Raw genomic sequence first — 25,859 nt, forward strand, 5'->3', positions numbered from 1 at the left:
GGGAGAGATTATGACGTGTTCAAGACGTAACTTCCTGGCCGGTGCCGGGGCAGTCATCTTCACTACAGGGGTGGGAGCTTCAAACCTGGTGGGCCGTAAATCTTTGGCGGCCACCATGGATGATGGTGTGAAGCGTTACGGTATGGTCCATGACGAAACACTGTGTATTGGTTGTACGGCATGTACCGATGCCTGCCGTGAAGTGAATAATGTACCTGAAGGGGTATCGCGACTGGAGATCGTCCGCAGTGAACCACAGGGCGAATATCCGAATGTTGACTATCAATTTACCCGTATCTCTTGTCAGCATTGTGATAACGCGCCGTGTGTTCATGTCTGCCCGACGGGAGCTGCCTATAAGGATGACGAAACAGGCATTGTTGCTGTAGACAACTTTAAGTGTGTCGGCTGTGGCTACTGCCTTGCGGCTTGTCCGTATCAGGTGCGTTTCTTCCACCCGGAAACCAAGTCGGCAGATAAGTGTGACTTCTGCCGTGAGACCAACCTTAAGGAAGGCAAGCAGCCAGCCTGTGTGGAGTCGTGCCCGACCAAGGCACTGACATTTGGCGATTTGAACGATCCAAACAGTGAAATCAGCCAGATGATCACGCAGAAGCCGGTTTACCGACAAAAAGTCGAGCTCGGCACCCAGCCTAAGATGTACAAGGTGCCACATGGAAAAGGGGAGATAAAAGGATGAGTACGACATTTGCAGATGCCTTTTATTTTGACTCGCTGGTCTGGGACTGGATCATAGCGGTCTACCTGTTCTTAGCAGGGATGTCAGCCGGTGCCGTTATGATTGCCATTTACCTCAAGCGTAAGGTGATCGAAGGGTATCCGGCGAGCAATGGTATTATCAAGGCAACAGCGATTCTGGCTCCTTTTGGGATCATTGTCGGCTTGTTGATTCTGGTTTTCCACCTGACCAAGCCATGGTCATTCTGGAAGATAATGATCTTCTATAACCCAACGTCAGTGATGTCGATGGGGGTGGTGCTATTCCAAGTGTACATGGTGGTATTGTTCGCTTGGATTGCCATTATCTACAAGAACGAATTGCTGGCATTGTTGGGCGATAGATTGCCTATTGTCGGAAAAGTCATGAAGGTATTGGACCGCTTCGAAAACAGCATTGAGCTGTTCTTGGGCTTTCTGGCATTGTTACTGGCAGCCTACACCGGCTTCCTGTTATCGGCGCTTCAGACTTACCCGATGCTGAATAACCCAGTATTGCCTATCTTGTTTTTGTTCTCGAGCTTGTCCTCCGGTGCGGCCGCTTGTTTGTTGTTTGGCGTGGTGTTCTTCAAAGAGTCGGCGAAGAGTGCCAGTGTCAGTTGGGTTCACAAGTTTGAGCGTCCGGTGGTGATGTTTGAGTTGTTCGTTATCTTTGCTTTCTTCTCCGGTTTGTACTTCGGTGGGGGCCAAAGTCAGGTCGCAGCACTGTCGGCGATCGGTGGCGGATTCTGGGCTAGCTGGTTCTGGTATGGTGTTATCGGTATGGGAATGCTGGTGCCATTGGGGCTGAATGCGGTTAGTCCTGCGGGTGTTAAGCATAACAAAGCCTTCATTATGCTGGTGACCACACTAAGTTTGATCGGTGTACTGATGTTACGTACGTTTGTGCTGTATGCTGGGCAAATGACAACCTTGTAGGTTGCAACAAAAAATAGAATCGCCACAGTTAGCGCTGTGGCGATTTAGTAACAAGGAATATAGATGCTCCCTGAAGTTGGACATTTTTCGTTAATCCTAGGTATGGTGTTCGCCTTACTTGGTGCCACCGTTCCCGCAGTAGGATTAGTCAGAAAGGATTCATACCTTACTCGCTACGCTTGGCCATTAAGTTATGGCGCCTTTGGTTTTATTGGCCTATCGATTGTCTTATTGGGCGTGAGTTTCGCGTTGGATGATTTTTCAATCGCCTATGTTACTCATCACTCCAACACCCAATTGCCGATTTTCTTCAAATTAGCTGCCGTATGGGGCGGCCATGAAGGGTCATTCCTGTTTTGGTTATTTTCTCTTACGCTGTGGACAGCCTGTGTTGCCAGAGCATGTCGGAAGCTGGATGAGGCGTTTATTGCAAGGGTGCTGATTACACTCTCTGGCCTGATCCTTCTGTTTAGTCTGTTTGTTTTACTGACATCCAATCCGTTCGAGCGGCTGTTCCCGACGCCGCTTGAAGGGCGCGATTTGAATCCGATGCTGCAAGATATAGGGTTGATCTTTCACCCGCCAATGCTCTACCTAGGTTATGTCGGTTTTGCGGTCAGTTTTGCTTTTGCCATTGCGGCGTTAACGGGCGATCACGGCAAAGGTGAGTGGGCAAAATGGAGCCGACCTTGGACACTTGCTGCTTGGGTGTTTCTTACTGGTGGCATTGCGTTGGGCTCTTGGTGGGCATACTACGAATTAGGTTGGGGGGGCTGGTGGTTCTGGGATCCGGTAGAAAATGCCTCTTTGATGCCATGGCTGACGGGGACAGCGTTGATCCACTCCTTGATGATCACTGAATCCCGCAAGGCATTGTCGGGTTGGAGCTTATTGCTGTCCATCGCGACCTTTTCCCTCAGCTTGCTCGGCACCTTTATTGTTCGTTCCGGGGTATTGACGTCGGTTCATGCCTTTGCCGTTGACCCGACTCGCGGTGTGACCTTACTGGCCATGTTGGCATTGATCCTGATTGTTGCCTTGTCACTGTTTGCTATTCGATCGGGCCGTTACTTTGTTGCCGCCAAATTTGGTTTTTTTACCAAAGAAGCCATGTTTATGGTGGGCAACAGTTTGTTTGTCGTCGCGATGTTTACTGTGCTGCTCGGGACGTTTTATCCATTGATATTCCAGGCGTTGGGGCTGGGCAATATTTCGGTCGGCGCGCCGTATTTCAACGCGATGTTTGTCCCGATGAGCTTCATCTTATTCCTGTTTATGGGGCTAGGCGTCGTCGTACGTTGGCACAAGGTTGGGTTGGATGATGTGATCACTCGTTCGTTGGCACCGATGTCGGTATCCATTGTTTTGGGTGTCGCTCTTTCTGTGATGTTTGAGCGAGGGGTGAACATTACGGTGTGTTTGGCGTTTATAACGGCGATTTGGATTACCTCAACCGCTGTTCAAGCAATGTACATACGAATCCATGCTAGACGTGCGAAAGGCATGAAGGGGATTGTGTGGAAGCAGGCGGCTATGGTCATTGCCCATACCGGGATCGCGGCGACAATCATTGGCGCGACCTTGGTGAGCTTCTATGATCAGGAAATTAGCAGCAAAATGGGGCCGGGAGACAGTGTTACTCTCGATGAATACCATTTTACCTACCAGCAGACAGACTTGCTGGTTGGGGCGAACTATACGGCAGAACAAGCACAGATCACGGTGACCAAAGAAGAGATGTTGATTGCGACTATCCGCCCAGAGCGCCGTCACTATACCGTGCGCACAATGAACATGAGTGAACCGGGTATCGCTTGGTTCTGGCATGGTGATATCTATATTACGCTGGGCGAAAAGCTTAACCGTACAGACTATGCGGTGCGGATCCAATACAAGCCGTATGTACGATGGTTATGGCTGGGGAGTATCTTAATGATGATTGGTGGGGCAATGGCGGTGCTGAGTCTTGCTGGCAAGCGGGTGCCACACAAGCTGCAGCAGTCCAAGAAGATTGAAACGATCGTTGTTTGGAAGTAATAGTTTGGAATTAGTGATTTGGAGTAATGGTCGATAAGGATTCAAGGTGTACTCGAAATGAAAGTAACTAGCCGTTATCTTCCGCTAGCTGTTGTGGTGGTGATGCTTGTGATCATCAGCTTGGCAATGACATCCACTCAAGAAGGGCATGCTCCCAAGCTTGAAGAAAAACCGATGCCACCATTTAGCTTGGAGCTGTTGGAGCCCGCCGTCACGGCAGATGAGACACTATTTACTGGGCAATGGCAGTTATTGAATGTTTGGGCTTCTTGGTGTGGTATCTGTAAAAGTGAGCACGGTTTCCTGATGCAGTTGGCACATCAAGGTGAGGTGTCGATTGTAGGGCTTAATTATCGTGATAACCGCCAGTCGGCATTGCGGGAGCTGACCCAGAGCGGCAACCCTTATCAAGCGGTGCTGTATGATCCTAAAGGATCACTCGCATTAGACCTGGGTGTATATGGTACACCGGAAAGTTATTTGATCGACAGCCAGGGCATGATCCGTTACCGCTATCTGGGGGCATTGGATGAAGGCGTATGGCTGCGGGAATTCGTACCCGTGATTGAGCTTTTGCAACAGGAAGTGCAACAGGAAAAGAGAACGAATGGGTAAGGAAGTGGTTTACCGAATCAAGTCATTGCTGGTGGTTATCAGCATGTGTCTATTGGCCGTGAGCGTACCGGCAGTCGCACAAACAGATCAAATTTTTGTAGCCGCTGATATGGCGCTGGTTGAATCAGTCGAGACCTTCCAGTTTCGCTCTTCAGCCGAGCAGCGGCGGGCTATCGAGCTGTCTCGCCGCTTGCGCTGCCCGCAATGTCAGAACCAGAACCTGATTGAATCAAACTCACCGGTGGCGAAAGACCTGCGGCTCAAGGTCTATCAAATGGTTAATGCCGGTGACAGTAACGAAGATGTGATTGAATACATGACATCCCGATTTGGCGATTTCGTGTTGTACAAACCACGTTTGAATCCGCACACTTACTTACTGTGGGGTGGACCATTTTTGCTGCTAGGCTTATTTGGTTCAATCATCTGGGTAACAATTCGTCGCCAGCAGCGAGCTCGTTAAACAATAGAGGTTAATACCACCCCCGGTCTCTTATACCTTCATACCCAGTAACTAGAGTCGTTACTTGGGTATGTCGGAGTCATTGCTCAATCATCGACTAAGAATGTAACTCTTGCTTTTCCTTTCTGCTTGAAAACAGCGTATGCACATGAGAAATGATGGCCATGACGCAGACCGAGAAAACAATCCGAGCCCAGAGCACCATATTCAAGTCAGCACCGATAAGCAGCACTAAGGCTGTATCCTCGATAATGCTGTGTAGCAGGTTGAGCAACAAGACAGTGATTAACGCATCTTTTGCGGTTAAATTTCCTTTTTTGCTCTCGTTAATAATGAGCCCCCCGCCATAGGATAGGCCTAATGTAATGCCGATAACCGCTAAGTTGGCAGCATCTTTACTGACTTTTAAAATCTTCAAGAAGGGCATCATTATAAGTGACATTAATTGTTCGATTTTTAGAAGTTTCAGCAGTCGGAGTAGGGTGATAAGTACAGCGATGACCAGAAAGATGCTGAATAGGCTTTGGGCTTGGCCCATGGCCCATTGCAGGTAGCTTTCGCCAACAACCGGTTCGTTTTGCCAAAGGATCTGGGCGGTATGTTGATTTTTGGCGGAATATTCGTAATAAACATTTTGAAGCCACGCAAAGGTAACACCACCGCCAATCCGTAACGTTAGTACTGCCCACATGGGTACACCGGCTTTTTTAGATATCATCCCTTCGATAGGTAGCCCGTGGCTTATTAAGAGTAAGCTACTTAATACAGTAACCTGAGCAACGGTAAGTGTGGCATCGGTGTTGATAAGCACCAGTAACCCCGCATAAAGGTTGGTAAGCATAGTGGTAGCCCAAACCAGTGCCATGGAACTGGGTAATCCGAGTATCCCCATCAGTGGCTCAAGGAGTTCACCGAGTAGTGTTACTGCACCGAGTTCATCCGCTATTTTGATCAAAATAATCACTGGGATCATTATCTTAAACAATGAAACTGTGGTTGAAACTATGTCGCGGCCTAACTGGATAAGCTCTTTGGTGACGCGTCCCATTCTTGTGTCCTATCGAATTTTCTGAAGAGTGATATGATAAGAAATGCGTGATTAATAGTATTTCTTAAATGGCAAAATGAGTATCAAATATTTCTTTTGTCATAAAATAATGAGGAAAATGTTTTGCATTTTGGGGCATTAAAGAAATTATGGATTTAGACCGGATAGATCGCAAAATCCTCATGATTTTGCAAAAGAACAATAGAATCGCGAATGTTGATTTAGCTGAAGAAGTCGGACTTTCTCCTCCTGCTTGTCTCAAGCGAGTAAAGCGGCTGCGGCAAGAAGGGGCGATTATTGGTGATGTATCGCTCATCAACCCTGAGCTTATTGGAAATATGATGACCTTCGTGGTTTCCATTGAAATGGACAGCGATAGGGGAGATGTTTACCACAGCTTCCGCCGCTCAATATTGAAGTACCCAGAAGTCAGTCAGTGCTATCAAATTTCAGGGAGCTATGACTTTTTGCTTATTGTTCAGGTGCGTGGCATTGCAGAATATGAAAACTTTATCGAAGGCTCATTGCGTAAAGATCTGAATATTAGAAAATTCCACACGTCAATTTCCCTAAGGACGGTTAAGTTTACGACCGAAGTTAACCTTAGCCATATTGAAGACGCGTAGAGCGTTCGTTACGAATTGCGGGCTATAGCGGGGTAAACGTTGGGGAGCCTCCAAAGGAGACTCCCCTTTTGTGTTTAATGATTTACGATGGAGAGTTGTTGCTTACGAGAGTACGCCAATTTTCTTGAAAGTAGGATCACGCCACACGGCAGCAGCCAGCTGGCATTGGCAGAGTAAAGCGGAAGCCAGTCATTAAAACTCTTGTCCAACGCACTCGGTACGACATCAAGGATGCTGGCAGCATCAATACTGCCGAAGACGAAAGCGGTAGCAATGGCTGCTATGTATGTGCTCCGGTACTTTTTTTGGCCCGGGTAGAACAAGGCACACAAAATCAGGGCTATAGCGACAGGGCAAAGCACGAGAATTGCCGGCAAGCTTAACGCCAAGATCTGATCGAGTCCGACGTTGGCGATAACGCCAGTCAGCAGAACCACAATGGTTGCGATTCTGCGGAACGGCACGCCAAATGTTTGCTGGTAATACTCGGTGCACGCATTGGTCAGGCCAACGGTTGTTGTTAGACATGCCATGATGATAATCGCAGCCAGTAGCAACTGTCCGTATTCACCAAAGTGGTGGGCGACATACAGACTAAGCAGCTCCCCGCCATTGGTTGCCTCGTGGGCGATAGGGCTCGATGTGGCGCCGACATAACCCATCGCCAGATAACACGCTCCCATCAACACGATATAAATCATCGCCACTTGAAAGGTCGATTTACCCACCTCATTTTTGTTCGTTACACCCTTGTTGTTAATTGCTTTGATGATCACCCAACCAAAGCCGACCGCCGCGATAGCATCCATGGTCATGTAACCTTGCACTAACCCTTGGGTAAAGGCGAAATCAATATACTCGCCTTGCGGAGGCTGCGGTGCAGACAATGGGTTGATAACAGCGGTAATGGCAAGTGTGCACAGCATGATGATCAGCAAGGGGGTCATGATCTTGCCAATGAAATCGACAAGCTTTCCGGGGTGGAAGGCCAGCAGTAGAGTCAAGCTACAGAAAATGAAGGAAAAAAGAGGTAGCTGATCGCTGTCGACAAACGGGTTAATCCCCATTTCATAAGCCACCGTTACTGCTCGAGGCATACTGAAAGCCGGGCCAACAGCGGTAAGCAAGGCGACCCAAATTAGGGTGGCGAGCCAGTTGGGCAGTGGGTTAGTGAGCTGTTTGCTGTCGCTCAGGCGACCGAAAACAATCAAGGTCAGTGCGGGCAGGCCGACAGCCGTGATCAAAAAACCAGCCATAGCAGGCAGTAGTTGTGTGCCAGCCTCTAAACCGAGGAACGGTGGAAAAATGATGTTGCCAGCGCCGAGAAACATGGCGAAGGTCATCAAGCCGATGGCGAGTGTATCGTTGGTCTTCATTGGACGAGCCCTGTGTTTGCTTTTAATGCTTGGGACCGTCAGGGGCTGGGAAGATAAACGTGATGATATGTTGATTCTCCGTCAGCCTGGCTGACGGAAATAGCCGTCAGCCTAGATGACTAGGACGACGACAGAGACGACTGATTGTGTTGTACGCAAAACCGCGCGCTTGGCACGAGCCAAAACGGTAGTAGCAGCGGTTTGAGTAATAAGGCTTAGCATAGTGCTGATTTCCTAATGCGAACAACAAATATAACAAAGCAACGCGAGGTCACTTGGGTATACAACATATAAGCATTTTTCTGGACTGTAAACAGGAAAAGTGAAAAAAGTCACAAAATTGGCTATCGCTTAATTATTGAGCTGCAAGGTTTGGGTTGCTTGGTATTTATATAGGTATTGGGTGAGCTTTGTGGTTTTTTTATCTGCTGGTGGAGCTGTTTTACTGAGGTGCAATCAGTGTATTAAATGGCTAAAACTGCGGGTTGAGATAAAGCCGCTACTGTTTGTGAAGTAGCGGCTTTTTTAGTTTTTTAGCGACGTGATCGCTGACTTTATACCTATTTCGCCGAAGTGGTTGTTACTGTTTTCTCACGGCGAGCAAGCGACGCGTTGGCTAACAGGCTAAAGAGCAGCGTTGTCAAACATGGCAGCAGCCAGCTTGCATGGGCCGCATAGAGAGGCATGAAATCACTCAGCACCGCTTCCCATTGAGTCGGGATCAGGCCAAGAATATGCAGGGTATCTATGGTGCCAAACACCAGCGTGACTGAGACGGTTGCGACAAAAATAGGTCGCTGGAACGGTGACGGTTTAACCACCAAGGCTGTGATAACCAGCGCAATGGCAACCGGGCAGAGTACCAAAATCACCGGTAGGCTGATTTCCAGGATCTGATCTAGGCCGAAGTTGGCAATCAGGCCGGTAAGTGCACACACGATCACCGTCGTCACCGAGAATGGCGTATTAAAGGTCTGTTGATAGTATTCGGCACACGCATTGGTTAGGCCAACGGTGGTAGTCAGACAGGCCATAATGATGATGACGGCAAGTAGGTACTGACCGTAGATGCCAAATAGGCTCGCGACATAGTTGGTTAGGATTTCTCCGCCGTTGGTTGCGCCGCTTGCGACTGCCGAAGAAGTGGCTCCGACATAGCCCATTGCGAGATAGCAGGCGGACATAAGCACGGCATAGATCAGGGTGACTTTTACGGTGCTGGAGAATAAGGCCCCACGTGAGCTCACGCCCTTATTCTGACTCACGCTTTTATCTTGAATCGTTTTGATGATTACCCAACCAAAGCCAACGGCGGCAATCGCATCCATGGTCATATAGCCTTGAATAAGCCCCTGAGTTACGGCTTGGTGTTGGTAATCACCACTTGGCAGGGTCATTGGACTAACAGGTGCGACAAAAGCGGTAACGGCTAATACGGCAAGAAGTAAAACCAGTAAGGGAGTCATGACTTTGCCAATGTAGTCGACTAACTTGCCCCGTTGGAAAGCGAGGAGTAGGGTTACTGCCACAAAAATCAGCGAGAAGGGCAGTAGGAGATCGCCATTAGTAAATGGCGCGATACCCATTTCATAGGCGACTGTGACTGCACGCGGCATACCAAACGCTGGACCGATGGCGGTAAACAGCAATACCCAGAAACCCGTGGCCATTGGCTTTGGCAGGGCTGCGGTAAGTTGCTGGCTGTGGCTAAGGCGACCAAGAACGACTAACGTCAGAGCGGGTAGGCCCACTGCGGTGATAAGAAAGCCAAGCATAGCTGGCAAGTAATGGGTACCGGCTTGCAGGCCCAGTAAAGGCGGAAAGATGATGTTCCCAGCGCCGAGAAACATCGCAAAAGTCATTAGGCCTATTGCAAGGGTGTTGTGTTTATTCATTCGGACAAGTCCTCTGATATTACTCAGTTTTTGTTATGGACCGTCAGAAAGGCTGAAGAAAAACAGGTAGGTTAAGACATTGCTCCCCGTCAGCCTGGCTGACGGGTGAATAGCCGCCAGCCTAGTTAATAATCACTAGAATAGCAGCAATAATTTCGCGCGATACAAACGTTCCGCCTGTCATCTTCACAGGCTTGCAAACTGAAAGCTGGCAAGTAGGTTTAAACATGGTGTTATCCTGAACGTAAATATCGAAATCAGTTACAACATATAAATAAAACACTAGTGTGTAAATAGATAGCATGAGAATACATTGTATTTATTTGCTTTACTGAAGGATAGTACTGCTCTGTTGCGTTTGTGGTGATGGAGTGAGAGAGTGAAAATTTCTTACTTATACTAATGATTAATAAAGGGTTATTCATGTTAAAGGCGATTCATCATGCTGCAATTATCTGTTCGGACTATCACCGCTCGAGAGCATTCTACGTTGATATTCTTGGCTTAACTGTATTGGCTGAGCACTACCGCGAGGCAAGAGACTCATGGAAATTAGATCTGCAACTACCAGATAACAGCCAGATAGAGTTGTTTTCGTTCCCTAATCCGCCAGAAAGACCGAGTTTTCCAGAAGCAAGGGGACTGCGCCATTTAGCGTTTGTCGTGGACTCGGTTGAGCAAGTGGGTGGGTATTTAGAATCAAGAGGGATAGAAGTAGAACCAGTCCGGATCGATGAATACACGGGCAAACCGTATACGTTTTTTCAAGATCCGGATGGGTTACCGCTAGAGCTTTATCAAGCTTAAATGAGACATATAAAAGCAAGGAAATGTTAGCTGATAATATCCGTAAGCAGGCCGGCGAAGACTAAGCTGGCCACGCCGTAAAATCCGAATTCGATACGAGATTCAACAATACTCTTCCCTTCTGCGGGCTTTACCGTCGCCATGGTAAAGAAGAAACCGCCTGCCAAGCCAATAAGCAGTACGATCAAACCAAATAGCGTACCTTCAATAAGATAAGTGAAATTCATAAACAGGCCTAATCCTTTGTGGCACGTGAAATTATGTAGGGATAATACACATTCCAATTTATCTGACAAAGGATTATCAATAATAAACCTCATTAAAAACAGGGTTTTAGTTGGTTTAATTGTGCATTTGAATGAATAGGCAGCAATAGATGTATTGCTGCCTGAATTATAACCGCTGCGATGATGGGAAAGTAATCAACGCGGCTATGGGTCTAGTTCATGGGCTTGTTGTTCTAAATTGGATGCATCATCCGCTAGAAGCAGGTTTCCACCACACTGGTTACTTGGTGTTCCTCATCGGCAATACAGATGTATTTCCACTTATCAAATGTTAGACACGGATGAGAGGTGGAAAAGGCAATCACATCACCTACATGAAGCTCACGACCTTCCGGCACGGTGACGAATGTGTGCTGATCCATAATTGCAGTGGCTTGCAAACCGCCTACCTCAATACTTTTTCCATCGCGGTAGCCTCGCTCAGGAATTGGCAGGCCTGCATCAAAAGCCACGTCACGTTTGCCAAGAGCAATCACCGCTTTTCCCGGCTCTGGACGGGAGATCACATAGGCCCATACCTCCAGCGCTGATTCAAGATCGCCACCAAGATCACACGCATAACCTTGGTTAGTTTGCGCTCTTGCCATCACATTGTTTTGGGCGTCTTGGTAGATACCGGTGTCGTGGATCAAGTAACATCCAGGGCGGATGATCGCCAACAAGTGCTGGCAGTCAGTGAAACTTTCGGCCACCACGTCATACCAAGCAGATCCCGCACCGGTCACTATTGGTCTATCAAGATGGATTAACCCATTTTCCTTGAGTTGCTCGACCGTTTTTACAGTCGTTGCCAAGAAATTACGGATAGCCTGCTCGGCGTTATCGCCATGGATCACGCCTTCATATACTTCGATACCCGCAAGGGTAATGCCCGGCAATGCGTCAATGTATTGTGCCAACGAGACCACCTGTTCTGGTGTGCGGCAACCACAGCGTCCGCCTTCGACACCGAATTCGATCAGTACCTGGACAGTAACGCCTGAGCTTGCAAAGTATTCAGACAGTTGCTCGGCATTGGCTTGGGAGTCAACACAGCAATAGAAGTTAATATCGTGCTGGGTTAATAAGCGTTTGATCATCGCCATGTTAGCTTTGCCGACAAGCTGGTTTGCCATCATGATGTGCTTGGCACCCGCAGCTGCGGCAACTTCAGCATGAGGCGCTGTCGCGACCGTGAGGCCCCAGGCGCCAGCTTTAAGTTGTTGCTCAAAGAAAGCTGGGGTCATGGTTGTTTTGCCATGTGGCGATAACTTCACACTGTGGTGGTTAGCAAACTGTTGCATCCAGTTAAGGTTGTTATCGATGGATTGTTGCTTGATAACCGCTGCAGGTAAGCTTATTTCCTCGTTAATTAGGCTGTATTTTCCCTCCGTTTTTTCATCCACCCATATCCCTTTAGTCCCTACGGGAAATTTTTTGTGATGGGTGTCTTGGTATTTACTAACATGCTTTTTATTTGCTTGGGTCATTTATTATTCTCCTAACATAGCCCTCAGGGCTTGTTGTTACTGCCTTTTGGCGTGATGATAATATTATCGGTGTTAGAAAGTATCAAACATTACTGGTCTATTTGTGCTGTTTCTCACTGTTTTTAACCTGCCCTGAAATTACTATTTGCCCTGTCGAGAGAAAGGTGAAAGCCGTGACAATCGAAGTTGATATCGTTTCAAGAATTACTGAGCGTTTTTCGCAGTTGCGGGAAGCCGAGAAGAAAGTCGCCATGTTGGTGATTGATGATTTGGCTGCTGCCTCGGGGTATAGCATTACCCAGATGGCAGAAGAAGCTGGGGTGAGTGAAGCCACGATCACCCGTTTCGCCAAAGCCGTAGGCTGTAAGAATGTGCGCGATCTGAAGCTCAAATTGGCGCAGTCATTGGCAATTGGTCAGCGCTTCATTCATGAATCGCCAGATCAGTCGGGTATCCAAGGGGTGTATGAGTCGATCAAAAATGTGATCAACATAAATCGCAAGGTTGTCGATGAGCAGGACATTGCAACCGCCGTCGACATTTTGCAAAACGCTCGCCAAATTTTGGCCGTCGGTATGGGTGGTGGTTCAACAATGCTATCGCAGGAGTTGCAGTTCCGCTTGTTCCGTTTGGGCTACCCGGTAACGGCATACAACGATGGCTTGCTGGCAAGAATGGTGGCTTCAACCGCCGATGCCAATGATGTGATGGTGGTGATATCCGCTACCGGCTACACACCAGAAGTGGTAGAGCCAGCATCGATTGCCAAGCAATACGGCTTGAAAGTGATTTCAATTACACCGAAAGAGTCGCCATTGGCTGAAGTCAGTGATTTGGTATTGCCAATAGTGACCAAGGAAACCGATTTTATTTACAAACCGTCGGCATCACGTTACGCCATGATGGCCTTGATTGATGTGTTGTCCACGGAGCTGGCCTTGAGCCACAAACGCCGAACCCGAGATAAGCTGCGCCGCTTGAAGCTGGCACTAGACAGTCACCGGGGTGGAGAGGATAGACAGCCTCTCGGCGATTGACACAACCTAGACCGAACAGTTCGGGCTAACGGTTGTGAAGAATTAGCGTCATAAAGAAGGAAGTTTCATGCAGTTCGATACCGTTTTCCGAAATGTTCAAGTTGTTGATGGCTCGGGTAGTGAGCCTTACAACGCCGATGTTGCTATTACAGGGGATCGTATTGCAGCTATAGGGGATCTTGCTAGGTGTGAGTCTGCTGAGATCATTGATGGACAGGGTAAGGCGTTGGCGCCGGGCTTTATAGATGTCCATACCCATGATGATACCAATGTGATCCGCTACCCCGATTGCCTACCGAAGATCAGTCAAGGGGTCACCAGCGTCATCGTTGGTAACTGTGGGATCAGCGCGTCACCGACGATTTTAGCTGGTGATCCACCGGATCCAATGAACCTGTTAGGTAAGCAGCAAGACTTTAAATACCCAACATTTGCTTCTTACGCCGAGGCCGTCATGGCCGCTCAACCTGCTGTGAATGTTGCTGCGCTGGTGGGCCATACCACTTTGCGTAACAACGAAATGGATGATTTGTTCCGGGCAGCATCGAGCGAAGAGATCGCGGCAATGAAAGCCAAGCTCCACGATGCAATGGCACAGGGTGCATTGGGATTAAGCTCAGGGTTAGCTTACGCCTCTGCAAAGCAGGCGCCAACCGAAGAGGTGATGGCCCTAGCCGAAGAGCTGGCTGAGTTCGATGGCATCTATACCACTCATATGCGTACTGAATTCGAGCAGATCCTCGATGCAATGGAGGAAGCTTTTACAACAGGTAAGCATGGCAAGGTGCCTGTGGTGATTTCTCACCTCAAATGTGCCGGAGCGGGCAACTGGGGGCGCACTGCTGAAGTACTCAACTTGATGGAAAAAACGGCCAAGCACCAAGATGTCGCGTGCGATTGCTACCCGTATTCAGCCAGTTCATCAACGCTTGATCTCAAGCAAGTGACCGATGAGATAGACATTTTTATCACTTGGTCAGAGAGCCACCCGCAGCATGCTGGGAAGATGCTCAAGCAGATTGCCGATGATATGAATCTGCCTTTAATGGAAGCGGCCGAGCAACTTCAGCCAGCAGGCGCGGTATACCACTGTATGGATGAAGCCGATGTTGAGCGGGTACTTAAATACCGATTAACCATGGTGGGCTCAGATGGCTTGCCAAATGACCCACACCCACATCCGCGCCTATGGGGATCGTTTCCACGGGTGCTGGGCTATTACAGCCGTGAACGCCAGTTGTTCTCCTTAGGGCAGGCGATTCACAAAATGACAGGTATGTCGGCTAAGCGCTACTGCCTGAAAGATAGAGGGGAAATCCGCGAAGGGGCCTATGCCGATATCGTGATGTTTGATCCCAATACCATTATCGATGTTGCAAGTTTCGAAAATCCGATTGCAGCAGCGAAAGGAATTGACGTAGTCATGGTTAATGGCTGCATCAGTTATCAAGACGGTCAGGTGAGTAATAACCGCCATGGTCGTTTTTTACACCGTCACCAGGACTAAACACCCAGGGACAGCAAATTGAACTCAGTAACACAACGTTGGAGAAAAAAATTATGACTATCACACGCTACGGCATCGAAGGCGGTACAGGCACTGGCGGTCAGCACCTACCTTTTGCTCGTGCAACTCAGGCGGGTGGTTTCCTGTATGTCTCTGGTCAAACACCGATGACAGACGGCGAAGTAGTTGAAGGTGGCATCGTTGATCAGTCGCGCCTAGCGATTCAGAACTGTGTCGATATCATGGAAGAAGCAGGCTACGGCTTGGAACATGTCGTACACGTGAAAGTGGTACTGACAGATTCACGTTACTTCCAGTCATTCAACAAGGTGTTCAAAGAGTTCTTCGGTGAGCACCCACCGGCACGTATCTGCATGGTATGTGACTTGGTTGTTGACGTAAAAGTTGAAGTCGATGTGACGTGCTACCGCGAAGATCGTCGTTAATTCAGGCATTATCTTCGGGCCCCGCATATAAACAATAAAGTCGCGGGGTCAACAGAAGCCTACTTGATAGACGCAGGTCAATAGCGCTGGTTAAAAGGCGCAGACCACAACGGACGTTGGCGAGCTATTACAACAAGAGCCGGAAGGCCAAAGAAAAAAGGTTGGCAAAGTACCAACCCTAAAAAAGCAAAATACTGAATGTTCAGTAATTCATGGGGTAGTAAGTGATGAGACTATCCCCAAGCAAATAAAAGCATATACCAGCCGTTCAGGCTGGATTTAAAATTATAAGAGGTATGGGATGAACAGTACACTCTTTCTCACCGGTTTCGGTGCGTATGTGGTTTTTTTAATCTGGTTAGGATGGTTTGTATCGCGTAACCAGAAATCAGGCGAAGATTTTTTACTTGGAGGTCGTGGTCTTCCGCTATTTTTGGTACTGGGTACCACAGTAGCCACCATGGTGGGTACAGGCTCGAGTATGGGGGCGGTTGGCTTTGGCTACAACAATGGCTGGGCGGGTGCACTATACGGCATCGGCGGTGCATTGGGTATTCTACTGCTCGCCTACTGGTTTGCCCCAGTACGTAAGCTGAACTTCATGACCATGAGTGAAGAGCTGTCTTACTATGTCGGTGCCAACAAAGTTGTCAAAAATGTCGTGGGCATTCTGATCTTTACCGCCTCTATCGGCTGGTTGGGGGCCCACATTCTAGGTGGCGGTATGTACCTTGCCTGGATTGCAGATATTGATATCAACACGGCGAAGTTGATTATTGCCGCTGCTTTCACCATATACGTTGTTATCGGTGGATACACTGCGGTAGTCTGGACCGATACCATTCAGGCCGTAATTCTCTTTGGTGGCTTCATTTTGATGGCGGTAATGTCGGTTGACCACATTGGTGGCCTAGACAACCTGTATGCGGCCATGGAGCCTTCGTCGGTTAGCTTCCTTGGCTTGCAAAAGCTGGGCATGATCCCGGGCATATCATTGGCACTAGTGGTTGGTGTGGGTATCTTGGCAACGCCTTCTTTCCGCCAGCGTATCTACTCGGGTAAAGATGTCCCGACTATCCGCCGCTCGTTCGTGATGTCGGGTGTACTGTACTTGTTCTTCTCTATCATCCCTGCGGTTATCGGTATGTCAGCGCATGCGATTAACCCTGAACTGAACAATGCGAACTTTGCCTTCCCGTATGTGGCAGCCACTGTACTTCCAGTGGGTATCGGCATGATTGTTCTGATCGCTGGTCTATCAGCAACCATGTCGAGCGCCAGCTCTGATGCGATTGCTGGTGTTTCTATCCTGTTGCGTGATATCTACATCATGTTTACCGGCAAAGTGCCGTCAAAAGACAAGATGGTGACTTACTCGCGTATCGCTTTGGTTATCTGTATCGGTTTGGCACTACTGTTCGCCCTGACCTCAAATGACATTATCAGCTACATCACCAAGATGATTTCAACGGTAATGTCTGGCATGTTCGTGTGCGGTATGTTGGGTCGCTTCTGGGGCCGCTACAACTGGCAGGGTGCACTGGCGACCTTAGCAGGTGCATCGGCAGCATCGTTCTCTATCATGTTCAATGCGGAGTGGACGGCATTCTGGGGTAACCCGGTGATCCCATCCGTGACAACGGCTTTGATTGCCGGTGTGGTAGTGAGCCTAGTAACGCCAGCCAATGCGGTTTCTAAAGAAGAAGCCAAGGCGATCCTTGATGCAGAGCGCGCAGAGATGGAAAAGCCTGAAGAGCAAGGCATCAACGCTGAACCAGCCACTGCAAAATAATCTTCTAAAACTCGTCAAAATGCAGGCCTTTGTTGTGATGTAAGGCCTGCATCTTCAATTACGCTTTAATAACAGTTCGAATAAATAGAAAGGTGGCAGTGTGAAAATTGCTTTTTTTGGTGAGTGTATGGTTGAACTCAGTGGTCAACCGCTACAACGGACGTTTGGTGGCGATACGCTTAATACCGCGCTGTACTTGTCACGTCTGGGCACGAGCCGTGATATCGCTGTCAGCTACGCTACGGCCTTGGGTATTGATAACATCAGCCAGGATATGTTGAATGCTTGGGTGCATGAAAATATCGAAACGTCGATGGTGTGCAAACTACAGAATAAGTTACCGGGCCTTTACTTGGTTGAAACCGAGCCAAACGGTGAGCGTCATTTTCATTACTGGCGCAACGACAGTGCGGCGAAATTTTATTTTGCCAGCGGTACATCACCGCTTGAGCAAGCTATCGAAAAACATGAATTCGATGCCTTGTATATCAGCGGGATCAGTGTGGCGATTTTAGCTGAAGATGCCAAAGCAACCTTGATCACCTTGTTGGAAAAACACAAGGCGAAAGGCGGAAAAGTATTATTCGATAATAACTTCCGTCCTCAATTATGGACCTCAAAGCAAGCTCAGTATTGGTATTCACAAGTTCTGCCGTTTGTGGATATTGCTTTGATCACTGAAGATGATGATCACTTGGTCTGGGGGCAGACAGATATTATTGACCGATGCCAATCCTTCGGGTGTCAGGAAGTGGTGATTAAACGTGGAAGCGAGCCATGCTTAGTTGTTAGTGAGCTGCAATCTGCCCATCCGCATGAGTCATATATCGCGGCAAACAAAGTCGAAAAAGTGATTGATACCTGTGCCGCCGGTGATTCTTTTGCTGCAGGATATTTGGCTGGCCGCTTAAGTGGTGGCAGCGAAACCACGGCAGCTGAACTGGGTCATCAGTTAGCTTCAATTGTTATTCAGCATCCCGGCGCGATTATTCCGGCAGATGCAATGAACGATTTAATGTAAAAGATTATAGGAACATTGGAACATGTCTCAGCAAATCATCGAGAAATTAAAAGCCTTCAAAGTTATCCCTGTTATTCAAATCAACGATGTGTCTCAGGCTGTGCCTCTGGCGAAGACTCTAGTCGAAAATGGCTTGCCGGTTGCAGAAGTGACATTCCGCACTGAAGCCGCAGCTGAAGCTATCCGTTTGATGCGTGAAGCCTATCCAGAGATGTGCATTGGCGCAGGGACAGTCCTGAATGCTGAGCAGGTTGACCGAGCAAAAGCGGCCGGTTCTGAGTTTGTGGTTGCGCCTGGCCTTAATCCTAATACGGTTCGCTATTGCCAAGAGCAAGGGATCCCGATGGTACCAGGCGTCAACAACCCAAGCCAAGTTGAGCAAGCGTTGGAGTTGGGATTGACGTTCTTGAAGTTTTTCCCAGCTGAAGCATCAGGTGGTATCAACATGGTCAAGTCGCTGCTGGCACCTTACGTGGATGTGTCCTTTATGCCTACGGGGGGGATCGGTAAGGCCAATGTGCGTGATTACTTAGCTATCGAACGGGTGATTTGCTGCGGCGGTACTTGGATGGTGGCGCCAAAGCTAATTGAAAATGGCGAGTGGGACGAAATTGGCCGTTTGGTTCGTGAAGCGGTTGAATTAGTCAGTGAATAACTGAGGTTTCTCACCTCGAAATTGTGTTTGTTAGTTGCCCACTTCTGGTGGGCCTCTTTTGGTTTGCAGCGCATATAGCAAAGTGATCGGATTCTGCTACTATCAACCTTTCTTAGTCAAAACAGCAATTGATGGTATTCCATACGAAAGAGGTCGTTTTTTTGGCTTGATGTGTTGGAAATTGTTCAGTTGACGCAAGTTATTGTATTTTTGTTTGACTCATCCCTGAAAATCAGTAAATTACACCTCCGTACCGCAGCGGCATTGGCCGAATCGAGCGGTAAGAATAAAATTGATGGCGCGTTGGCAGAGTGGCTATGCAGCGGATTGCAAATCCGTGGACCTCGGTTCGACTCCGGGACGCGCCTCCATATATCAGGTTCTGATGCCTTGTGGGTGGCAGCAACCGATCAAACCGCCTAATGGGCGAGTTTGAACAATTTGGCGCGTTGGCAGAGTGGCTATGCAGCGGATTGCAAATCCGTGGACCTCGGTTCGACTCCGGGACGCGCCTCCATATATCAGGTTCTGGTGCCTTGTGGGTGGCAGCAACCGAACAAACCGCCTAGTGGGTGAGTTTGAACAATTTGGCGCGTTGGCAGAGTGGCTATGCAGCGGATTGCAAATCCGTGGACCTCGGTTCGACTCCGGGACGCGCCTCCATCATTGAAGGCCTAGCGGTAACGCTAGGCCTTTTTTGTATGTATTCATCCTGCCAACTCGATAAAATTATTGACCCCAAACAAGCAAATGACCAACCCGCCTAACAGTTGTAGGTAGAAGGGAAAGGTGATGCTGTCATCATCCTTGAAGGCAAATCCGGAAAGGGCCAGTAGGCACTGAACGGTTAAGCTGCCAAAAAAGATGGCGCCAGCTAACTGCATGGCAAAGATTAAATCGACTTGCTCGGTAGAATGACCAATAAATGCCGACAAAGCGATGATGGCGATAGGATTGGCAAGGGTGAGGTAAAAGGCTGAACGGAACCCGAGTTTTTTGGCCGGGCGATGTACCTTTGCGAGCAGCTTGGTATTTTTCATGGCGTTGAACATCATATAGAACCCCATGAAAATAAGTACCCAAGATGAGAGCAGAATGATCTGATAATGGTATTGGTCGAGTTGGCTGATCAGCAGGCTGCCGGATACGAAGCTGATCAATGCGTAGCAATAGTCCGCCAAGGCTGCTCCAGCAGCGCTTCGAACCGCTGCCACATAACCATGGTGTATCCCATTGTTGAGCACCAAAATGGCTATTGGCCCGACGGTTAATGACAAGATAATACCAAACAGAATGGCTTTCATCATTTCCATAGATTTCCCCCCTCAGAGACTCACCGCCTTTCCCCTGTATATTGACGCTACTGGGGCTATGACTTTCGGTGGTTTTATTTTAATCATAGTCAGGGGTGGATATTATGTGCCAGAAGAAAGCATATGCTTTTTAGAAGGTTATAACAGATGAGACAATATTCTTGAGGGGCTTGAGTAAATCTTGTTTTTGTATAAATCCCAGATGCAGGTAGGGCTGCACCTGGGAGATAAAATTATGGGTTACTTGTGAGAATCTTCCTTACGCTTTATCGGCTGATCACCGATGGTTGTTTTCCCTGGGCAGACTTTCTTAACCGGACATTTTGGGCATCCCCACACGGCGGCATACGGACACAGCGCCATTTCTTTACTTTTCTTCGACATTGAATACCTCATTGCTCTCTATTGCTATATAAGAAAACTGGGCCGTCGGGGACCCAGTCTTTATTAACGCAATGATCACTTCACTAGTTCAGCGATCACTAACTTGCGTGTAATTTTTTCTTGAAGGCTCTCAGGTTTGTCGAGACCGACACGCTTAAGCAGAATGTCTACATCGTGGCCTGCTTTAGGTGCAGACAAAGATTGAGCGATTGCTTTTAGTTTGCCTGCTGGTGTTGCGCACTTAGACTTCAACGCTTTTAAGGCTTTGCCAAGTTTCAGCTCTTGTTCGGTAAAACTACAGCCAAATGGGAATGGCCCGAAAATATCTTGGTCGGTGTACTTCTTGTAGAAAGCTTGAATAGCCTCCGGGGTGTTATTGGCGAACTCTTTCGGGATTTGGTAATCCTTGGCTACTTTACCTGCGGCTTTGGCTTCTTCTAGTAGCTGCTGCTGGAAACGTGAGTCGGCAATCTTGATCAGCTCGGTGTATACCACGTGATCAGGCTTGCTTCGGAGGTTAGCAATACCGTATTCCGTTACCACAATATCACGCAACTGGCGTGGAATGGTATTGTGGCCGTAGTTGAACAGAATGTTCGAGCGCAATTTGCCTTTACGGAACGAACAACTGCGGATCTTGATGATAGAACGAGACTCACGCATTTGCCCTGACTGAGCGACAAAGTTGTACTGCCCGCCAACACCGCTAACGACTTGACCGTTTTCAAGTGCATCAGATACCACTGAGCCATCCAGCGTCACCATCATGCCTGAGTTCATAAAGCGAGCATGTTGGCGCTGAGCTTGTTTGAGCTGTTGGTTGCCAAGGAAGTGATCGTACAAGTCATTGACATAATTCACACTGGTCATACAGAACTTGTCGTGATCTTCCTGAGTAAAGTTATTCAGCTCTTGGTAGAAGTCTTTAGGGCCAATGAAGAAAGCACCGTGCATGACCGTGCCGCCTTTGAGGCGTTGGCCGAGTGCGTATTTGGTGATCCACTCCAGAGCATCTTTGTCTTGGATATTGGCTTTGCTGGTTCCGTCGGTGGTGACTAGCTTACCGTCAACGTAATCGACCTTGTTGTTGAAAATACCAAAGCGTTTAAGGTAAGTCACATCTGCGGCTGTTAACTCGGCTGAAATCGCTTCTCGCTCTAGTAGTGCGAGCAAAGTGATTACAGAGACATCATGATTAATCAAACCATCATTGAGCAGGCGTTGGATAGTGAGATCTTCGAATACTTCGCGCTTCAAGATACCGGCTCGGTATAGGTGTACAAAACCATCAACCATCAGTTCGCTACAGCCGTAAAGCCCTTGTTCGAATACGCCAGTATCACCCACTTCTTTACAGATAGGGAATTTTTCGTAGACATTGAGCTCAGATAGCATCTTGTTGTAGATGCGGTTTTTCTGATGGCGTACCAAGGCACTATAGCTAAGTGCACTACTGAGCGAACCAATCCCAACCTGCAGGGTACCGCCATCTTTGATCAGGGCACTGGAATAGAGGCCAATCATATGATCTTCAGCTGAGATGCTGGCATGAGGCGCTGCAAACAGCTGATAGTCTTTGTGATCTGGCAGGCTATTGCCATCCAAAATGAAATCAAATGCAGAGCTAGCCACTTCAGCATGATTTTGCATGAATGGCATATTGCTGTTTACTTCACCGATAATAGCGATATTTCGGCCTTGTGCATTTAGCTTTTTGATTTCAGGGATAAAATCCAAAGCGAGATCGGAGTTACTGCATAAGCTGTAGGTCGTTACGCCGTCGATAGTACGGGCGGCAACCAGCTGACCGATAACATTAACACCTTTATCAAGTAAGTCACGAACGGCGTGGGTGTAGTTGGTAGAGGTGTAGTTCTGCTGTTGTGGCGAGTTCATGAAGCTACCGGCTTTGAAGAAGAACTCACTGATGGTGACGTTACTTGGTACTTTGCCTGCCCGAAGATCCATGACGTAGTCGATGTCTGGCACGTCAGCAAACTCACGGGCAACAAAAGGTTCCAGAAAACCGCGTTCGATTTTGCTTTTACCTACGGGCTTTTCAAGGGTGATCCCGGTTTCGATGCGCAGGTTAATACTCTGGTCTTTTTTGGCTCGCTGATAAAGCGCGTTAACAAAACTAACAGGCTTACCGATAGCAAGCGGAGCACCCAAAACAATATTCTTACCCACTGTCGCAATGATTTGATCAACCATCTCGTCAGCCGTGGCAACGACAGTAGCGGGAGCTTTATCGGGGTGGACAGACGTATCAAGGGGTGAGGTTGGGTATGATGAATCTACGATTTCTAAAACTGACATAGTGCATTCCTTGTTCGATGTTATTCATATAAGTTCTTATAGTTGTTATCTCCCCATTGTTACCCCTGAACTTAGAGCGTTCACTCTATTTTTGGGTAAAAAAGGCCCCAAATTTACTCATTGTCTTGTTTTGGGACTTTTGTCACGTGTATGGGCAATGAGCATTGCTAGTGTATTGCTATACGTTGAAGCCAGTGATTTTCATCTGTAGGAAGATGTGTGAGCAACTTACCAATTCCTTTCTTGAATTAGAAAGATTGATCTAATTCTGCTTGGTAGGGTTGAAGCATCGAGTATTCCCAAGTTATTTGGGTACTACATCTCTCTGATTTGTTGAGGATAAAATGATGATTAACCCTAAAAAACTTATTGGTAGTGTTAAATCGGCCACCCAGATGGGTGAATCTTCAGTTCGCACTGTCATTTGGGCTGGGCTTGGTGCATACAGCAAAGGTACCGAGCAAGTCGGTATGGCGCAGCATATGATAACTAAGCAACTGCAAGATTTAGTTTCTAAAGGCAGTGAAGTGGAAACTGAAATGGTTGAGCGCATACAAGACACCAAGCGCGGATTGTTTGGTCAAGCTGAATCGCAATTCAACCGTGGTTTTAATTCGACTTGCGGTATTGACCGCGATCGTATGAGTAATTTTGAGAAGAAAGTTGACCACCTACAAGAGATTGTAGAAAAACTGGCTGCAAAGTAACGGACTGTACACATTAGGCGACAATGGCAAAGGGACAGACCTTGATTGGTGGTGGTAACACCGCGATACGATATAAGAGCAGTTTACGCCATCAATCAGACCATGCCACAACGCAAAAAAGGAAAAGATTTATGCCGAGTTTGTCTCTGCTGGATTTCAGCTTCATTGCCTTTGAAACGGCAAAAACCCCTATGCATGTTACTGGTTTGGTTATTCTTGACCCGCCTAAAGAGCATGCCGGGACCTACGCTCAAGAATTATACGCCAGCTTTCTTCAGCAGACTGAAGTGGTGCCCCCATTCAATTGGAAACTAAACTGGTCGCTAACAGGCCGCCCTAGTTGGACCACGGTTAATCACGTTAACTTGGACGATCACCTTCGCATTACCATGCTACCATCGCCTGGTAATGAGCAGCAGTTGCAGCAGGTCGTCGGGCGACTACACAGCCAAGTATTGGATCGCAGCCGTCCCATGTGGGAGGTCTGGGTGATTGGTGGCCTTGAGAATAATCGAGTGGCACTGGTATTGAAAATTCACCATTCAATGGCAGACGGTGTGAAAGCCAGTAAGATTTTTACGCAAAGCTGTGCCACATCGGTTGAAGAGTCATTCACTAAGCCTCTGTGGCAATGTGACTTGAGAAAAACACCACGCCAACGCCGTGAGGAAACACACCTTACCGATACGGTAATGAAAACGGCGGTCGCGGCCACCAAGCAGATCTCGTTGCTCCCATCCATGTTTCGGTTAGGTAGCAAGTTGGCGCTAAAAGCGGTAAACCTTGCTGATTGTGACTTGAAAGTCCCATTTACTGCACCTAAAACGCCGTTTAACTTAAGCCCTAAACGTAGCCGTGCTGTTAGCTTGGGCCATTTTTCCATTTCTCAGCTTAAGCACATCAGCCGGATCACTGGGGCATCAATGAACGATATCCTGTTTACCATCAGTGATATCGCGCTTAACCGCTACCTGAATGATCGTGCGATCCCTATCCGCAAACCTCTGGTCGCGATGATGCCGATGAATTTGCGTGCGAAAGGTGAAGAAGGTAAGTCAGGCAACAAGATGTCAATTGGCCATGTTGAGCTGGGTAAGCAGGGCTTGTCACCTCTTGAGCGTCTGGAATCGATTCAGCATGCGACGACGGACCTGAAAAATGAAGCATTGAATATCTCACCGGATGCGTATATCAATTACTCGATATTGGTTAATGGCGTATCCCTGTTCAGTGGTAAGTTCGGCCTGAATAATTTCATTCCACCTGCTAGTAACTTGTTGATATCCAACGTGCCAGGGGCCAAAGAAGAGCTTTATTTCATGGGTGCCAAAGTGCGTGAGCAGTACCCAGTATCATTGTTGATGCCGGGTCAGACTCTGAATATCACTTTCTTCAGTAATGCCGACATGATGTACTTCTCGCTGGTGGCATGTAACCAATCGCTACCGGGCTTCGATGTGATCACGGACTACATGTGTGATGCGTTTGCCGAGATTGAGCAAGAAGTGATGGAAACTGCTGCGCAGGCAGTGGCCGAGCAGTTGGGTTACCAGCATGACGAATCATTAGCGGTTGAGCTTGCTGTTGAAGCAGCCCAGGAATCTCTGACGCCGGAAGATGATGAGTTTGAGAAGCTCTACCAGCAAAAGCAACGTAAAGTTGAAGAGCTTGAAAAGCAGCTGGCGAAATTGACCGAAATGCTATCGGCAACGGTTGAGATTGATCCGGAAACCCCGGCAACCAACCAAGACGATCTCAACCAAGCGCCAAAAAAAGTGAGAGTAAGAAAAGCGAAGAGTGCTAGTTAGTGCTAATTGTTGTTGCTTGAAATGAATGATGAGGCCTGCTTACGCAGGCCTTTTTCATGGAGAGTGTGGGTTAAGAAGGACAAAAAAAAAGGCCGCAATGCGACCTTTGTTTGAGAGTGTGGAGCTTCTCAGTACGGCTTACGCGTACGCCGCAGTCAGTTCGCCAACTTTGTCGACATACTGCTGCATTGCGGTTTCTGCATCCATACCTTTTAGTTTTTCCCAAGCGTCGTATTTTGCGCCGCCTTTGAAATCAAACATACCTGGACGTTTGCCTTTAACGTCACCGTCTGTAGCTTGCTTGAACAGAGAGTAGAGTGCGAGTAGCTCATCGTTAGATGGGCGCTTAGTCAGTGCTTTAACGTCAACTTGAGCTTGTTCAAAACTCGCTTTTAAATCTGCCATGATGTGATCCTTTACTTGTTCCTAGCCAGCACGAAATAGTGTGCAGAGATAATTGATGAAAACTCTAATTATCCAGTCAATGGATTAGAGTAAACCGTTAGGTTTAAGAATTAAGAAAACGCTAGTAATAGCTTTATTCCTTTAACCTATACATAATCACACTGGTCTGAGTTCTTGTCTTGCACT

The 25,859-nt window shown here is 47.9% G+C and carries 24 protein-coding genes and 3 tRNA genes; 18 read left to right on the top strand and 9 right to left on the bottom strand.

Features of this window, described 5'->3' with window-relative positions; all coding sequences use genetic code 11:
* Positions 1-10 precede the first annotated feature (10 nt).
* The 5 genes from nrfC (at position 11) to C9I99_RS09340 (ending at position 4,771) form a co-directional block, all read left to right on the top strand.
* On the top strand, positions 11-700 hold the full coding sequence (gene nrfC, locus C9I99_RS09320; protein WP_107348604.1) for a cytochrome c nitrite reductase Fe-S protein: 690 nt from the start codon (positions 11-13) through the stop codon (positions 698-700).
* Positions 697-1,656 (top strand): cytochrome c nitrite reductase subunit NrfD, encoded by a 960-nt coding sequence (gene nrfD / locus C9I99_RS09325; protein WP_107348605.1) that lies wholly within the window; start codon positions 697-699, stop codon positions 1,654-1,656. The genes nrfC and nrfD overlap by 4 nt, the downstream gene beginning before the upstream one ends.
* Before the next feature lie 63 nt (positions 1,657-1,719).
* A complete protein-coding gene (locus C9I99_RS09330) occupies positions 1,720-3,693 on the top strand; it encodes a heme lyase CcmF/NrfE family subunit (RefSeq protein WP_107348606.1) in 1,974 nt (657 codons plus the stop codon).
* A gap of 57 nt (positions 3,694-3,750) precedes the next feature.
* Entirely contained in the window at positions 3,751-4,308 is a 558-nt protein-coding gene (locus tag C9I99_RS09335) for a DsbE family thiol:disulfide interchange protein (protein ID WP_107348607.1), read from the top strand.
* Positions 4,301-4,771, top strand: a complete 471-nt coding sequence (locus C9I99_RS09340) for a cytochrome c-type biogenesis protein (protein WP_107348608.1) — start codon at positions 4,301-4,303, stop codon at positions 4,769-4,771. The genes C9I99_RS09335 and C9I99_RS09340 overlap by 8 nt, the downstream gene beginning before the upstream one ends.
* A 97-nt stretch (positions 4,772-4,868) precedes the next feature.
* On the opposite strand, the gene C9I99_RS09345 is transcribed toward C9I99_RS09340, so the two are convergent.
* Positions 4,869-5,744, bottom strand: a complete 876-nt coding sequence (locus C9I99_RS09345; protein ID WP_243734471.1) for a hypothetical protein — start codon at positions 5,742-5,744, stop codon at positions 4,869-4,871.
* Positions 5,745-5,968: 224 nt separating this feature from the next.
* On the opposite strand from C9I99_RS09345, the gene C9I99_RS09350 reads away from it, so the two are divergent.
* Positions 5,969-6,445 carry an Lrp/AsnC family transcriptional regulator gene (locus tag C9I99_RS09350; protein WP_107348610.1) on the top strand — a complete coding sequence of 159 codons (477 nt, stop codon included), beginning with the start codon at positions 5,969-5,971 and terminating at the stop codon, positions 6,443-6,445.
* A gap of 74 nt (positions 6,446-6,519) precedes the next feature.
* Here the strand turns inward: C9I99_RS09350 and brnQ (C9I99_RS09355) are convergent, their stop codons facing one another.
* Both brnQ (C9I99_RS09355) and brnQ (C9I99_RS09360) read right to left on the bottom strand, forming a co-directional pair.
* Positions 6,520-7,821 carry a branched-chain amino acid transport system II carrier protein gene (gene brnQ, locus C9I99_RS09355; RefSeq protein WP_107348611.1) on the bottom strand — a complete coding sequence of 434 codons (1,302 nt, stop codon included), beginning with the start codon at positions 7,819-7,821 and terminating at the stop codon, positions 6,520-6,522.
* 560 nt (positions 7,822-8,381) lie between these two features.
* A complete protein-coding gene (gene brnQ, locus C9I99_RS09360; RefSeq protein WP_107348612.1) occupies positions 8,382-9,716 on the bottom strand; it encodes a branched-chain amino acid transport system II carrier protein in 1,335 nt (444 codons plus the stop codon).
* A 423-nt stretch (positions 9,717-10,139) separates the two neighbouring features.
* Here brnQ (C9I99_RS09360) and gloA2 point away from each other — a divergent pair, with 423 nt between their 5' ends.
* The gene (gene gloA2 / locus C9I99_RS09365; RefSeq protein ID WP_107348842.1) at positions 10,140-10,523 is read left to right on the top strand and encodes an SMU1112c/YaeR family gloxylase I-like metalloprotein; all 384 of its coding nucleotides are present in this window, start codon (positions 10,140-10,142) and stop codon (positions 10,521-10,523) included.
* Positions 10,524-10,549: 26 nt separating this feature from the next.
* Here the strand turns inward: gloA2 and C9I99_RS09370 are convergent, their stop codons facing one another.
* Complete coding sequence (locus C9I99_RS09370; RefSeq protein ID WP_107348613.1) at positions 10,550-10,750, bottom strand: hypothetical protein; 201 nt, start codon at positions 10,748-10,750, stop codon at positions 10,550-10,552.
* 254 nt (positions 10,751-11,004) lie between these two features.
* Positions 11,005-12,279, bottom strand: coding sequence for an amino acid deaminase (locus C9I99_RS09375; RefSeq protein WP_107348614.1), 1,275 nt, complete (start codon positions 12,277-12,279; stop codon positions 11,005-11,007).
* A 173-nt stretch (positions 12,280-12,452) separates the two neighbouring features.
* Between C9I99_RS09375 and C9I99_RS09380 the strand changes: the two genes are divergently transcribed.
* The 9 genes from C9I99_RS09380 (at position 12,453) to C9I99_RS09420 (ending at position 19,400) form a co-directional block, all read left to right on the top strand.
* A complete protein-coding gene (locus tag C9I99_RS09380) occupies positions 12,453-13,316 on the top strand; it encodes a MurR/RpiR family transcriptional regulator (RefSeq protein WP_107348615.1) in 864 nt (287 codons plus the stop codon).
* A gap of 67 nt (positions 13,317-13,383) precedes the next feature.
* Positions 13,384-14,823, top strand: coding sequence for an N-acyl-D-amino-acid deacylase family protein (locus C9I99_RS09385; protein ID WP_107348616.1), 1,440 nt, complete (start codon positions 13,384-13,386; stop codon positions 14,821-14,823).
* A 53-nt stretch (positions 14,824-14,876) separates the two neighbouring features.
* Positions 14,877-15,269 carry a RidA family protein gene (locus C9I99_RS09390; protein WP_107348617.1) on the top strand — a complete coding sequence of 131 codons (393 nt, stop codon included), beginning with the start codon at positions 14,877-14,879 and terminating at the stop codon, positions 15,267-15,269.
* A gap of 301 nt (positions 15,270-15,570) precedes the next feature.
* Positions 15,571-17,061, top strand: coding sequence for a sodium:solute symporter family protein (locus C9I99_RS09395; protein ID WP_107348618.1), 1,491 nt, complete (start codon positions 15,571-15,573; stop codon positions 17,059-17,061).
* A 127-nt stretch (positions 17,062-17,188) separates the two neighbouring features.
* The gene (locus tag C9I99_RS09400) at positions 17,189-18,082 is read left to right on the top strand and encodes a sugar kinase (RefSeq protein ID WP_208113397.1); all 894 of its coding nucleotides are present in this window, start codon (positions 17,189-17,191) and stop codon (positions 18,080-18,082) included.
* A 22-nt stretch (positions 18,083-18,104) separates the two neighbouring features.
* On the top strand, positions 18,105-18,737 hold the full coding sequence (locus tag C9I99_RS09405) for a bifunctional 4-hydroxy-2-oxoglutarate aldolase/2-dehydro-3-deoxy-phosphogluconate aldolase (RefSeq protein ID WP_107348620.1): 633 nt from the start codon (positions 18,105-18,107) through the stop codon (positions 18,735-18,737).
* A gap of 297 nt (positions 18,738-19,034) precedes the next feature.
* Positions 19,035-19,108 (top strand) — tRNA-Cys (locus tag C9I99_RS09410).
* Positions 19,109-19,180: 72 nt separating this feature from the next.
* Positions 19,181-19,254: transfer RNA gene (locus C9I99_RS09415), tRNA-Cys, on the top strand.
* 72 nt (positions 19,255-19,326) lie between these two features.
* Positions 19,327-19,400, top strand: a tRNA-Cys gene (locus C9I99_RS09420).
* Between the two features lie 44 nt (positions 19,401-19,444).
* Here C9I99_RS09420 and C9I99_RS09425 read toward each other — a convergent pair.
* The 3 genes from C9I99_RS09425 to C9I99_RS09430 form a co-directional block, all read right to left on the bottom strand.
* Positions 19,445-20,050, bottom strand: a complete 606-nt coding sequence (locus C9I99_RS09425; protein WP_107348621.1) for a LysE family translocator — start codon at positions 20,048-20,050, stop codon at positions 19,445-19,447.
* A 240-nt stretch (positions 20,051-20,290) separates the two neighbouring features.
* Positions 20,291-20,434, bottom strand: coding sequence for a hypothetical protein (locus tag C9I99_RS27195; RefSeq protein ID WP_166645420.1), 144 nt, complete (start codon positions 20,432-20,434; stop codon positions 20,291-20,293).
* A gap of 75 nt (positions 20,435-20,509) precedes the next feature.
* On the bottom strand, positions 20,510-22,753 hold the full coding sequence (locus tag C9I99_RS09430) for an acetyl-CoA hydrolase/transferase C-terminal domain-containing protein (RefSeq protein WP_107348622.1): 2,244 nt from the start codon (positions 22,751-22,753) through the stop codon (positions 20,510-20,512).
* A gap of 344 nt (positions 22,754-23,097) precedes the next feature.
* On the opposite strand from C9I99_RS09430, the gene C9I99_RS09435 reads away from it, so the two are divergent.
* On the top strand, positions 23,098-23,460 hold the full coding sequence (locus C9I99_RS09435) for a phasin-related domain-containing protein (RefSeq protein ID WP_166645421.1): 363 nt from the start codon (positions 23,098-23,100) through the stop codon (positions 23,458-23,460).
* Positions 23,461-23,591: 131 nt separating this feature from the next.
* Positions 23,592-25,268, top strand: a complete 1,677-nt coding sequence (locus C9I99_RS09440; protein ID WP_107348624.1) for a wax ester/triacylglycerol synthase family O-acyltransferase — start codon at positions 23,592-23,594, stop codon at positions 25,266-25,268.
* 138 nt (positions 25,269-25,406) lie between these two features.
* Here the strand turns inward: C9I99_RS09440 and C9I99_RS09445 are convergent, their stop codons facing one another.
* Entirely contained in the window at positions 25,407-25,673 is a 267-nt protein-coding gene (locus tag C9I99_RS09445; protein WP_107348625.1) for an acyl-CoA-binding protein, read from the bottom strand.
* Positions 25,674-25,859: the final 186 nt, after the last annotated feature.

It is taken from the genome of Photobacterium lutimaris (assembly GCF_003025555.1).
GTDB lineage: Bacteria > Pseudomonadota > Gammaproteobacteria > Enterobacterales > Vibrionaceae > Photobacterium > Photobacterium lutimaris.